12 protein-coding genes are annotated in these 12,309 nt (G+C 40.0%); 5 read left to right on the forward strand and 7 right to left on the reverse strand.

Translation table 11 applies throughout. The features are described 5' to 3' along the window. Positions 1-6 precede the first annotated feature (6 nt). Positions 7-435, reverse strand: a complete 429-nt coding sequence (gene rplM / locus AC0SAP_RS04895; protein WP_094566687.1) for a 50S ribosomal protein L13 — start codon at positions 433-435, stop codon at positions 7-9. 472 nt (positions 436-907) lie between these two features. Here rplM and AC0SAP_RS04900 point away from each other — a divergent pair, with 472 nt between their 5' ends. The 5 genes from AC0SAP_RS04900 to AC0SAP_RS04920 all read left to right on the forward strand — a co-directional run bounded on the left by AC0SAP_RS04900 (position 908) and on the right by AC0SAP_RS04920 (position 6,625). Further along, entirely contained in the window at positions 908-2,389 is a 1,482-nt protein-coding gene (locus tag AC0SAP_RS04900) for a DUF4139 domain-containing protein (protein ID WP_473383188.1), read from the forward strand. A gap of 26 nt (positions 2,390-2,415) precedes the next feature. Beyond that, a complete protein-coding gene (locus AC0SAP_RS04905) occupies positions 2,416-3,414 on the forward strand; it encodes a hypothetical protein (protein WP_473383190.1) in 999 nt (332 codons plus the stop codon). Between the two features lie 141 nt (positions 3,415-3,555). After that, positions 3,556-4,131, forward strand: a complete 576-nt coding sequence (locus tag AC0SAP_RS04910) for a LemA family protein (protein ID WP_473383192.1) — start codon at positions 3,556-3,558, stop codon at positions 4,129-4,131. 344 nt (positions 4,132-4,475) lie between these two features. Further along, positions 4,476-5,051 carry a HugZ family pyridoxamine 5'-phosphate oxidase gene (locus AC0SAP_RS04915; RefSeq protein ID WP_473383243.1) on the forward strand — a complete coding sequence of 192 codons (576 nt, stop codon included), beginning with the start codon at positions 4,476-4,478 and terminating at the stop codon, positions 5,049-5,051. Positions 5,052-5,239: 188 nt separating this feature from the next. Further along, positions 5,240-6,625 (forward strand): esterase-like activity of phytase family protein, encoded by a 1,386-nt coding sequence (locus AC0SAP_RS04920; RefSeq protein WP_473383194.1) that lies wholly within the window; start codon positions 5,240-5,242, stop codon positions 6,623-6,625. 129 nt (positions 6,626-6,754) lie between these two features. On the opposite strand, the gene AC0SAP_RS04925 is transcribed toward AC0SAP_RS04920, so the two are convergent. The 6 genes from AC0SAP_RS04925 to AC0SAP_RS04950 form a co-directional block, all read right to left on the reverse strand. Next, a complete protein-coding gene (locus AC0SAP_RS04925) occupies positions 6,755-6,994 on the reverse strand; it encodes an RNA-binding S4 domain-containing protein (protein ID WP_473383195.1) in 240 nt (79 codons plus the stop codon). Positions 6,995-7,399: 405 nt separating this feature from the next. Then, the gene (locus AC0SAP_RS04930; protein WP_286481368.1) at positions 7,400-8,323 is read right to left on the reverse strand and encodes an AEC family transporter; all 924 of its coding nucleotides are present in this window, start codon (positions 8,321-8,323) and stop codon (positions 7,400-7,402) included. Positions 8,324-8,377: 54 nt separating this feature from the next. Next, a complete protein-coding gene (mqo, locus tag AC0SAP_RS04935; RefSeq protein WP_286481369.1) occupies positions 8,378-9,874 on the reverse strand; it encodes a malate dehydrogenase (quinone) in 1,497 nt (498 codons plus the stop codon). A 48-nt stretch (positions 9,875-9,922) separates the two neighbouring features. Then, positions 9,923-10,315 carry a cupin domain-containing protein gene (locus AC0SAP_RS04940; protein ID WP_473383197.1) on the reverse strand — a complete coding sequence of 131 codons (393 nt, stop codon included), beginning with the start codon at positions 10,313-10,315 and terminating at the stop codon, positions 9,923-9,925. Between the two features lie 253 nt (positions 10,316-10,568). Continuing rightward, positions 10,569-11,849 (reverse strand): hemagglutinin repeat-containing protein, encoded by a 1,281-nt coding sequence (locus AC0SAP_RS04945; RefSeq protein ID WP_473383245.1) that lies wholly within the window; start codon positions 11,847-11,849, stop codon positions 10,569-10,571. Positions 11,850-11,873: 24 nt separating this feature from the next. After that, positions 11,874-12,305 (reverse strand): hypothetical protein, encoded by a 432-nt coding sequence (locus AC0SAP_RS04950; RefSeq protein WP_286483459.1) that lies wholly within the window; start codon positions 12,303-12,305, stop codon positions 11,874-11,876. Positions 12,306-12,309: the final 4 nt, after the last annotated feature.

The following is a 12,309-nucleotide window of genomic DNA, read 5'->3' on the forward strand; positions in this document are numbered from 1 at the left end:
TTTAAATTAGATGTCTAAAACTTTTGGTTGCTGTGCTGCATGAGCATGCTCAGGACCTGCATATACTTTTAATTTACGAAGCATTTCTCTTCCTAATGCATTTTTAGGGAGCATGCCTTTGACCGCAAATTCGATCACATTTGCAGGTTTAGTTTGCAACATCTTTTCAAGAGTAGTCTCTCTTAAATGACCAACATAACCGGTATGTTTATAATAAATTTTTTGTTGAAGCTTGTTACCTGTTACACGAACTTTCTCTGCGTTTACGATAACAATGTAATCACCGGTATCAACGTGAGGTGTGAACTCAGGCTTATGCTTACCACGTAAGCGTGTTGCAACTTCGCTCGCTAAACGGCCGAGGGTTTTTCCTTCTGCATCAATTAAAAACCATTCACGGGTTACTTCAGCAGGCTTTGCACTAAATGTTTTCATCGAAAACTCCAAAATAAATAATCACTAACAAAAAAATTTAAAACCAGCATGCATACCGCCGGTAACGAGAATACCGGCGAGAGATTACTCTCACGATACTGACTCTAAATCAACGTTAGGGGTCGCTGGTAAACGATCTCGGCATTTTACGAAATCCCTATCGAAATATCAAGCTTAATAGCACTTATTCCTAACTTATTAAACTCCCCATAAATAATGGGGCCGACCATAGATGCTATTGCTATTATAGAAATAGCAATATGACAGAAATAGAAAATAGAATATGGCAAATAGAATAGAGCAACAGAAGGATTAACTATAAATCTATTATAGATCTATTACTATAGGTCTATTATTATAGATCTATTACCAATAACCATTAATCGCTATAATTATCTGTAGCACTATCTATGTAGCACGCCCCTAAATAAAAGCCCTTAAATAAAATAATGGACAGAAAGGAATCTCGATAATGAAACGATCCCCCCTCTTTCAAGCTACGATTCTCACCCTATTATTGCCGATCGGCCCTCTCTCTTTAGCTACTGAATCAGCTTCAGAGCAGAATCTTATCGATCGACAACTGACGATCTACCAAGAAGGGATTGCGCTAGTCTCAGAAAATCGCACCTTTCAATTATCTGAAAAAGAACCGGTACTTCTTCTCCCCAATATTGCCCCAGAAGCAATTGTAGAATCATTACTTTTAAAATTTAATCCGCGCCAAGATGAATCAACCTCATCAGAAGAGAAAGAGGTGCTTCCGCTCGTAATAGAGAAGAAGCTCAATCGCAATCTACTCTCCCCGACAACATTGATCGATTACTCTATTGGCAAAGAAGTTGAAGTGATCTGGCAATCACCTAAAGAACGCCGAGAAAAAGCGATTATTCTCTCTAACAATGGGGGTCTCCTTCTTCAGTATGAAGATCGCATCGAATCAGGCCTTCCAGCAGATGCAAGACTCGCCTTTAAAGAGATTCCTAAAGGTTTAAATCGCACTCCGGTACTCTCTCTTCTCTTAGAGAATCTACCTAAAACGATCACCCCTTACCGAGCAAATCTCAATTACCTCACACGAGGAGTGAGTTGGAGTAGCGATTATATTGCACAACTTGATGAGAAGGAGAAGTTGTTTCGCTTAGAGGGATGGGCAACCATTAACAATCAGAGCGGTATCGATTTTAACAGTAGCGAAATCTCACTCATTGCCGGGAATCTCAACCTCCTCAATCGCGCACCACTCTATCGAGAAAGCTTTATGGTCAAAGCCGCTGCGGCGCCACAGAGAGATCATATTGCCCCTGAAAGTATCAGCGATTATCAACGCTTCTCTCTACCTGGAACATTTAACCTCCAACAACAAGAGCAGAGTCAAGTTGCTCTCTTTACAGCAGAAAAAATCCCTTACCAGAAGGTTTACCATTTTAATAATGTAAGTCCTAGCCAGCGTCTTGCAGCTCAATCATCACCACAAAATGCGGCAATCACCCTCTACTTTAATAATAAGAAGGAAGATCAACTTGGATTTGCGCTACCCTCTGGCACCATTCGCCTCTACCAAATGGAGGGCGAAACACCCACTTTCCTTGGGGAAGATGCGCTCGCAAATAGCGCATCAGGCGAAGAGATATCACTCAATATGGGATCTGCTTTTGATGTCACCCTCACCAGAGAGCAACAGCAATACCATATTATTAATCCTGATGAGTGGGAGGTAAGTTATCAGCTCACAATCAATAATCGCAAAAGTGAAGCGGTCAATGTTGAGTTGACGGAGAACTTCTACCCCGGAGAAGGAATCAATTGGGAGATTGTGGCTCAGCAACCGCCGGCAGTTCTAAAAAATGAGAGTGCTATCTGGAATATCTCTCTTCCTGCGGAGAGAGAGAAGAAGATTAACTATCGTGTTCGCTACACCATTTTCACCCCTACTACAGCTGAAAAACGTTAAAAGATTAGTGGGGCTAAATATTCCAGGTGATACAACACAATCGTCTACTATGGCAGAAGATCACCCAAGCTTCGGAAAAGATCGATCAGGCTCAATCCGCTCAAGAGCTACTCAAGATAGCTGAATCGATGCGAGAGATCACGCCGCTTCAATTTGATCGGCGAGATTACCTCTTCTACTTTGGCGCGGATCTTCTGCTCTTTATTACAGGATTTTTTCTCTATCAGGAGAAAGGGGAAGGTTTTTTCCTCTTTCTTTTAATGCTTGCGCTCTTTATTGCGATCATCCTTGCTGTTCGCTTCTATCGACGAGAAAAGCTACCTAAACAGCTCTCGGAAAAGATCTTCTACCGCGATCTCCTCTTTGATAATCAGATCACCCCTATCGATCCTAACGTCTTGCCGGTAAGCGATCTACTACAACGATTTAGAGAGTTCGATCGGGGCAATTATCGCCGGGAAATTCCAGAGCTCTTAAAGGGATCTATCGATATTGGATTAACCTCGATCCCCTTCTACTACTTTCACTTTCATTATGTGGATGAAGAGATCGTTGAGGAGAAAGGGAGTGATGGAAAACCCAAAAACCGCAAAATCTACCACCACTACCATCGATATGGCTTATTACTTGATCCCAAATTTTTGAAAGACAACGAGCGCCCTTTACTACAAATAACCGCAGATCGCTACTTAAAAGAGAGAAAGAGCGACTATCTGCCGGCCTCTTTAGCCTTCCGCAAGCGTTTTTCACTCTATACCTCAGAGCAACACTTTGCTGCGAAGATATTGACGCCGACAATTGTAGAGCAACTACTGATACAGAGTGAGGAGTTTAAGAATATGAATATAGAACTCAATCAACAGTTACTGATCGCTTTCGATAATAGAGATCTCATGCACGCGCAACAAAATTATGATCTTCAGCATCTTGATGCTTTTATTGCCGAACTACAAGAGAAACGAGAACTCCCTCAGCTCCAAAAGATCATTCCTCTGATAAAAAATCTTCTCTCTCAGCTAAAATAGAGCCATCTCCTCATCGAAGCTGTGCAAAATGATCTTAACTAAACAGTCCAAATAGAAAGAACTTACAAACAGGTCTTACAAATAGGTCTTAAAAATAGAGCTTACGAACAACCTTAACCCACTATTTCAGGAAAATAATTGATGTCGATCCCACTTATTATTACGCTCCTTATCCCCCTCTTACTGATTATCTATATCATTACGATTCATAACCGTATTATCGCCTACTACAATGCCACACAGCGAGCTTGGGCCGATGTGATCACTCAACAGATGCAAAAAAACAGACTCCTTCCAACATTAGAGCGAATGGTCGAAGAGTATAAAATTCATGAAGCAGATCTCTTACAAAATATTACTGTACTGCGCTCATCTCTTAAAAATATTGCCCCCGAAAATAGTAGCGTAGAGCAGCTACGAGAGATTAACAATGAATCAAAAATGCTCTTCTCTCAGCTCAATATGGTGGCCGAAAATTACCCCTCTCTCAAAGCCTCTGAAGTTTATCAGCAATTTATGCAAGAACTTAGTGAACTTGAAAAAAATGTAGCTGCAAGCATCCGTATTTTTAATGCAAATGTTGAGACCTTCAATACCACTATCGAACTCTTTCCTAATCTCTTTATCAATCAACTCTTTACTAAAAAATCACCGCTTCCCATCTTTGATGATCATCAAGCGAGTAGCGACTTTGAGTATCGACCGCCTTTTAAGTAAGAAGGGAGCAAGATTCTCCGTATAAAACCCCGTGATAATACTGTAGGCCTCAATGAGGCCTTTTTTACTGCTCTCCTCACTGCTCTCTTCACTGCGCTCTTCATGGATCTCTTGAGTAGAGATTCACAACACCTTTACCGCAAATCACCTTTCACACTGCGTATTTATTACTCACCCAAAAATGATGCAAAATTTTAATCTCTTCCTACAAGAGATAGCTCTACACCCAAAAATATTGTAATAACAGTCTAATAGCAGCGTTAATAGCGAAAAGAGCATCACCCCTATAACTCTATTCTATTCAGTCGACATTAATATGTCTTATAAGAGTCATTGACAAAATTATTCTCCTCATTGCAGATATCGCCCAACATACTAAGAATGTTAAGGAGAATCCCAAAGCCTCTCTAACACTCCATAATGATGATCAAGATAATATTCAAAAAGGCTGGAGATTAACCATTCTTGGTGATGTCAAAGCCGCGACTGAAGAAGAGGTCCCGGCAATTGCCAAGCGCTATGAGCGCTTCTATCCTGAAAGTAGTCGTTACCATAAAGTTCACAACTTCCAGTTCTATCTCTTAAAACCTAAAAAAGCGCGCTACATCAATGGATTTGGAGAGATTCATTGGGTTGACTACGACACTATTCTTGCACCGACAATCTTTGATGAAAAATCTGAATCGGAGATGATCGATCATATGAATGCCGATCACCATGATGCCCTTCTACTCTATCTCAATACGCAAACTACTGTAACGAAACCTGATCTTGTCCGCATGGTAGAAGTGGATCAATATGGATTTACTGTGGCGCATGATGAGGCATTTTTCCGCTTCACCTTCGAACAAGAGGCGACATCAGCACTAGATGTGCGTCAATATCTTGTAGAGATGGTGAAGAAATTGCGAGCAGCATAGATTTATATCTCATTACAAATAAGGCTGATATGGCTTATCAAATCTCCTACAAAAGGGGAATATGATAATCCTATTAAATAAAGAGAGAGTTGCGTAATAAATAACAACTCTCTGTAATTATCCTGTTAAAAAGGGTTTGTAGGATAGAGACTCAACCTGTTATCAACCTACTTAAAAAGGGGTCTCTCATGACAATTTCCTCTTCAACATATCCCTCTTCAACATACATTAAACCTATCGCCGCACTTCTACTGTCACTTCTTGTCTCAACAACTGCTCCTTCTTTCGCAAGTGAAAAATATCCGGCAACTTTAACCGCTCACGCCTATATTCCCGCAGAGAGTATGATTCCTGCACCTAACGATGCACCTAATGATCTTCAAATCAGTGGTAAGTTCACACAAAATCTTCGTAATGATGTGGTCGGTTCAATTGAGGGAAAATCGATGGGTCGCCCAACGGGAGTCTCACTCCCCTTTAAAGGCCAACCGATACAAGGTCATTCTGGAATCAAAAAAATGGCTGATGGCTCATATTGGCTATTAACTGATAATGGAGCTGGTAGTGCCAAAAACTCCCCCGACTTTATGCTCTACCTCAACCAATATGATATTGATTTTGATAATAATGAGTTTAAACGATTAAAAACTATCTTTTTACATGACCCAGATAAGAAAATTCCTTTCCGTATTCAAAATGAAGCAACCGAAAAGCGCTATCTAACTGGAGCAGACCTTGATCCAGAGAGCTTTCAATTTGCCGGCGGTTATCTCTGGATAGGTGATGAATTTGGTCCCTATCTCATCCAAGCAACAACAGATGGTCGTATAGTCGCGCTCTATGAGACTTATTTTCAAGGAGAACGATTACGATCACCAGATCACTACAGCTTAACAACTCCAGGTAATCCCGAACAAAAACTTAATTTTGAAGTTCTACGCTCAAAAGGATTTGAGGGGATGGCAGTGAGCCGTGATGGCTCTAAACTCTATCCTCTCTTAGAAGGTGCTCTTGTCGATAGCGATGGTAATAATCTGATTATTTTAGAATTTGATGTCGTAAAAGAGGAATGGAGTGGCAATTATTGGTATTACCCCCTCGAAAAACCCGGTTTATCAATCGGTGATTTTAATATGATTGACGATCAATATGCGCTTGTTATTGAACGGGATAATGGGGAGGGCGTTATAGAGTTCGTTTGTAAAAATGATGTGAGAGCAAACTGTTTTCCAGAAGAGAATCTCCCGCAATTTAAACGTATCTATAAAATCGCACTCAATAAAGATAACCAAAATAAAGATGTCGATAAAATAGGTTATATCGATCTATTAGAGATCGAAGATCCGAATAATCTCTCGCGCAAACCGCTCAGTAATGGACACTTTGTTTTCCCTTTCTTCACAATTGAAAATGTAGATATCGTCAATGATGAAGAGATTATTGTAGGAAATGATAATAATCTGCCATTTTCAAGCAGTCGCCTTCCTAATACCGCTGATGATAATGAGCTTATTATTCTTAATGTTAAAGCACTATTAGATGCGCCCTTAAAAACAAAATCATCAAATCTATAATCTGTATAAAATGATAAAGAGGAGCCTTGTATAATGGCTCCTCTTCTCCTTTAATCTAGTTGATTCACCCATCTAAATTATTTATTCGGATCATTTATCCAAATTATTCATTGTGTTGAACACGTCGAATTAAACCCCATCCCCAGCAAGAACGGTAATCTCAAAACCTTCTCCCGTGACGCAACTATCGGCCAATATTTTTGCTGTCTTACGCAGTTCGAGCTCTCCGTTGACACTTACTAATCCATCACTGACCATCAATTTTGCCCGACCACCAGTTTCGGCAACTCCTGTCATTTTCAGAAGATTATTGAGGGTAATATGGGGATGTCCCTCTAAATAAAAAACTTCTTTTACAATGTTGCTCATAATCTTTTCTCTATTCCTTTCTAATATACAATCGATATGTACCTACAATCGATATGGGGCGATACCAACATCGGCTCCGCTCTATTTTATACCTTAATAGGCGTCAGCACTATTAATCATCATAATCAGAGCTTATTAGTCACACATTGAACATCTATTAAACGTCTATTAAACGTCTATTAACATCTTATCAATCCCATATAGAGATCTCACTATCCGCCATTCCTCTCAATACATAATCCCTCTACTATCCCCATACCATCCATGTACCATTTAGGTATCATCCAAAATAAAACCCCAATCTCAAATGATATTGGGGTTTTACTAATGAGCTGATATCGCTCACTCAACTAATAAACATGGATATGGCGCAATCTCAGAAAAATCAGATGCTTTTCAGATTCTTTAAATAAGATCGACAATGGTTACACCAATGATAATAGAGACTAATGCCATTAACGTACTCAATAATACCGTCCCGGCAGAAGTATCTTGATACGCCTGATTTCCCACCGCTAATGCCGGTACTGCTGTTGCTGTGGGCAATACACCGATTAAGAAAGCTGATTTTAATAACTCCCCCTCTAAGCCGAGAAGTAACCCTGTTCCTAAAATCAATGCCCCTTGAACAAAGTTTTTCACAAAGACGTTGAAGATAATCTCCACATTAGCACGCAACTTGATACCGGAGATCAATAAGCCTAAGAAGAAGAGCGCTACCCCACCCGATGTTTTACCAAGTTCATTAACGGAATTTTGTGCAATTTCCGGAAGTTTAACTCCCATAATCGCTAATATTGCCCCTAAAATAGGAAGGAAAACAAGCGGTTGTGATACAGCATGCCAAATACTCTTCAACATGCCCCCTTTATTACTATTTGTACTGATCATCATCAATGTGAAAGGAATAATAAAGACCGTATAGATCAAATTTCCCATCACCATTGCAATCAGACCCGATGATCCAACGGTCGCAAGAAGAACCGGTGGCCCACAGTACGCCATATCAGGAAAGGAGACGCAGAGTGCCTGCATTGCGGCATCTTTTTTGTTATGTTTAAAAAAAAGCTTCCCGGCAGCAAAGCCCACAACATAAGTCACCACTAATCCCACCGCTAAAGCGAGCATATAATCCACATCCAACAAAACCTTTGGAGAGGATTGAATCGCCGCTAAAAAGAGGGCAAATGGAAGGGCAATCTTTACAACAAAGTCTGCAAAAGCTTGAGTATACTCTCGTTTCACAAATCCAGTCTTACCCGAACCCCAGCCGACTAATAAACCCAAAACAATCGGCCCGAGAGCCGCTAATATTGTATGTAATATCATGGTCTTGAACCTTTATCTCTATTGATAATTTTTAGATTGATGGCAAGACAAGCATTAAATAAACTCTAAATTGAGGATTTTTGCTGTTCTTTGACGTGTCTCACGACAGGCATCAGCATCTACTTTTAGATCGATACCAAAGGTTGGAATGATCTCTTCAAGCTTCTTCTGCCAACCATCTGCTAATTGCTGACTAAAGCACTTCTTAAGAACATTGAGTGCAATAAAAGCTGCGGTTGATGCTCCGGGGGAAGCACCTAAAAGTGCAACTAAGCTCTCATCCTCACTACTCACAAGCTCAGTACCAAATTGTAAGATTCCCTCTTTCTCTGGTTTATCTGGTTTAATGATCTGAACACGTTGTCCGGCAATGACCTCAACCCAATCATGCGGTTTTGCTAAGGGATAGAATGCCTGAAGCTCACCGAACTGATGGTGATGGGTCTGTAACACTTGTCCGATAAGATACTCCACCAAGCCCATATTATCCTTTGCAACATCAAGCATCGGCAGAATATTACCCGGACGAACAGATTTAAAGAGATCCGCATAGGAGCCATGTTTGAGGAATTTTGTGGAAAAACCGGCATAAGGACCAAATAACAACGATTTTTTTCCACCAATAATGCGCGTATCAAGGTGTGGAACAGACATCGGTGGCGACCCTTTCGCCGCTTTACTATAGACCTTTGCATGATGTTGTTCGACCACATCCGGTACATCACAACGAAGCCAAATTCCCCCAACAGGAAAACCACCATAACCTTTCCCTTCTGGAATCTCTGATTTTTGTAGTAACTCAATAGCACGGCCGCCAGCACCAATAAAGACAAACTTCGCAGAGATCACGCGCTTCTCATGGGTATCGAGATCTTTAACCGTCACCAACCACTCGCCATTACTATCACGTTTTAGATCTTTAACTTCATGCTTGTAATGCAATGTAAATCCCGATTGTTGCTCAAGCTCGGAGATAAGAATATGTGTTAATGCACCATAATCGACATCGGCACCGGTGATCATCCGTGTCATTGCGATCGGCTGATTACGATCTCTTCCTTCTGTAATGAGAGGGGTCCACTTTGCAATCTGATCAAAATCATCGGAGTATTCCATCCCGTGATAGCAGTGATGTGCAGACATCTCATCGAAACGTTGCTTAAGATATTTGACACTTTCAGCACCTTGCACAAAACTCATATGAGGACATGAGTGGATAAATTCACCAGGATCTTTAATCTTGCCTTTATTGACAAGATAGCTCCAAAATTGACGCGAAATATCAAATTCGGTATTTACCTCTAACGCTTCACTGATATCGACAGTCCCATCTGCTCGTTGTGGTGTGTAATTCATCTCACAGTTTGCAGCATGACCTGTACCTGCATTGTTCCATGAGTAGGAGCTCTCTTTGGCACAATCATCAAGGCGTTCAAAGAGCGTAATATTGAGCGCAGGATCAAGTTCTTTAAGAAAAGTCCCTAAAGTTGCACTCATAATCCCGGCACCAATTAAGACAATATCTGTCTTCTCACTCACATTTTTCTTCATCAATCGACTCCTTATCTTATTGATTACTTCTCTTATTGATTACTTCTCTTATTGATTACTTAATGGTTTAAAAGTTAAATCACTCTTTTCATCATAGACAACATAAGCACGACGCCATGGTTCATCATCCACTAAACGCCACTTATGACCGGTACCGGTATTATCTTGTGCTAATAGAATATCGCCGGGTTTAATCTGAAATGTCTCTCCTGAAGCCATCTCAAACTCTAATGTTCCTGAGAGGGTAATCACAAAGCGAGGAACAGGATCTTTATGCCAATCAAATGATCCACCTGAGGTTGTTTCACGAAATGAGAGTTGATTCACCGCAATAGGAAGCCCAATAAAATCACCGCGTTCCCCCTCTTTCATCACCAATGTTCCCTCTTCAAAATGGGAATTCCCATCTTCACCTGTCCACATACGTACACAACGGATCATCTGCTATCTCCTTTAAAAAAGACAATTAAAAGCTTAAAAATATAAAACCTTAAATTAAATCTTAAATTAAATCTTAAATTAAACCTTAAATTAAACCTTAAATTAAACCTTAAATTACTAACACTAGAGTTCTCTATTTAAAATCAAAATCAAATCGTTTCTAGATTCAAAAATTTAACGAATGATCTTATCTAAGAAATTTTAATCTCTTATCTCTATCTATAACAATATTATATTTCTTTTTTATAACAATTTACAGAAACATAACATTATTTAATATATCTTTATTTGAACATCTTCTGATATAGATCGCTCTCTTTAACGAAGTTTTTATAATCCCCACTAAAAACCTGCCTAGGTTTAGGCTTGATGTAGCAGAAAATTTTGCTATGAATATCAAAGTTTGACGCGTTCGGTCAAACTGCTGACGGACTTTAACTTGTAGATCGATCTCTGCTTGGACTTTCTCTTTATCAAAGATATTCTCTAAAGCACTGCTATTATCAGCCACGGTTTCTGTGGTGAGATTGCTCTCAATCCCTTTTGCTGCTTCTTCGGCAGTTTGTCCTGTGAGTTCTTTTTGCTTCTCGTTATCCGTCACTTTAATGTTGCCGGTACCAATTCCCGATTGTGTGACGCTCGATTCAGACTCTTTATCCTTACCGTAACCCACATTTTTATTAATGCTATGCGAGCCATCCGGAAGAGTGACCGTTTCTGTCTGTGTTGGATTGGTTCCTTTCGGATTGTTTGGCCCATCATTTTGATAACCATAACCACCGCTAATGCCAAAACCTTCACCATCATATTCTGATTGATTCACAAGATCGTTTGAGGTGATAGTGCCGGTTTCAAAGCTGTTAAGACCTTCTAACTTTGCTTTTTCATTAGCCACAACAACACCGCCTGAAAGATACGTATTGCCATCCACTTTCACTTGGAAACCATCATCGCCGGCAAAAATGCCGCTCTGATCTGCAACCGATTGATGATTGGCATCGATTTTGGATTGATTAAAACTGCCTGAGACAGATCCGCCTGTTCCAAACATCCAAGTGCCTTGAATCGAAGCATCTTTCTGATCACTATGATAATCGGAGCGATCTTGGACGCTAGCAATTGTGAGGTCTCCGCCGACATCGAGCTCGACGCCTTTTCCATAGACTTCACCGCCAATAATATTGGTATTGCCACCACTAACAATGGTCGTTTTTCCGGTATCTGTACCTACAACGCTATTAGTATAGTAGGTCTCGTTCCCTTCACTTTTTCCCTTGCCTTTATTCGCGCCGGCTGTGACACCAAAACCTGTCTCTTTCCCGATCGAAGCCACAACGCCGGCATTCCAGCCTGAGCTGCTGTTTCTACTATCTTCTGTAGATTTATTTTCACCAGCAAGAATATTAATATCATTATCAGCAGTGAGATTCGTAGATTTTCCGCCACCAACATAAGAGCCTTCGATCGTGATGTTGGAATCTTCGCCTGCACCAATAAATAGATCCTTCGTTATTTCAGCTTTATTTTTGGATATCTAAATCTATAAATTAATCAAACTTTATAGTCTATCTCTAAATTTCAAAACATCTTCTTTAGAGGCCTCCCACTCTGAAATTTTATCTCCATCCTCATTTATAGTCTCTCGAGTTCCAATATAACTATTAATATTCTCAACCTGAAAATCCTTAATTTCCTCTTTAAATAAAATAGTATTTTGAATAAATACCCTACTATTCTCCGGATAAAGTACCCACGTAAAAATAAAGTTCATAAATTCAGGGTCTCTCATAGAAACAGCAAGAACAGTAGGGTTATTATTTAACACCCCTAAATCTATCGCTCTTTTCCAAGATTCTTTATATTGCTCTACTGTCCAATAGGAAGTTGGCAAGAAAAAAGACTCCCTAAAAGAATTTATTATAATTTCCCCAAAAAAACCTTCCTCTTCGTATAAAATTTTCTTCTCATCTTCTATTTTTATATCAAACATACTA

The sequence above is a fragment of the Ignatzschineria sp. PL_is040 genome, assembly GCF_055813795.1.

Coding starts and splice junctions, on each gene's coding strand:
- rplM (WP_094566687.1), bottom strand. CDS start 435: ATGAAAACATTTAGTGCAAAGCCTGCTGAAGTAACCCGTGAATGGTTT.
- AC0SAP_RS04900 (WP_473383188.1), top strand. CDS start 908: ATGAAACGATCCCCCCTCTTTCAAGCTACGATTCTCACCCTATTATTG.
- AC0SAP_RS04910 (WP_473383192.1), top strand. CDS start 3,556: ATGTCGATCCCACTTATTATTACGCTCCTTATCCCCCTCTTACTGATT.
- AC0SAP_RS04920 (WP_473383194.1), top strand. CDS start 5,240: ATGACAATTTCCTCTTCAACATATCCCTCTTCAACATACATTAAACCT.
- AC0SAP_RS04925 (WP_473383195.1), bottom strand. CDS start 6,994: ATGAGCAACATTGTAAAAGAAGTTTTTTATTTAGAGGGACATCCCCAT.
- AC0SAP_RS04930 (WP_286481368.1), bottom strand. CDS start 8,323: ATGATATTACATACAATATTAGCGGCTCTCGGGCCGATTGTTTTGGGT.
- mqo (WP_286481369.1), bottom strand. CDS start 9,874: ATGAAGAAAAATGTGAGTGAGAAGACAGATATTGTCTTAATTGGTGCC.
- AC0SAP_RS04940 (WP_473383197.1), bottom strand. CDS start 10,315: ATGATCCGTTGTGTACGTATGTGGACAGGTGAAGATGGGAATTCCCAT.
- AC0SAP_RS04950 (WP_286483459.1), bottom strand. CDS start 12,305: ATGTTTGATATAAAAATAGAAGATGAGAAGAAAATTTTATACGAAGAG.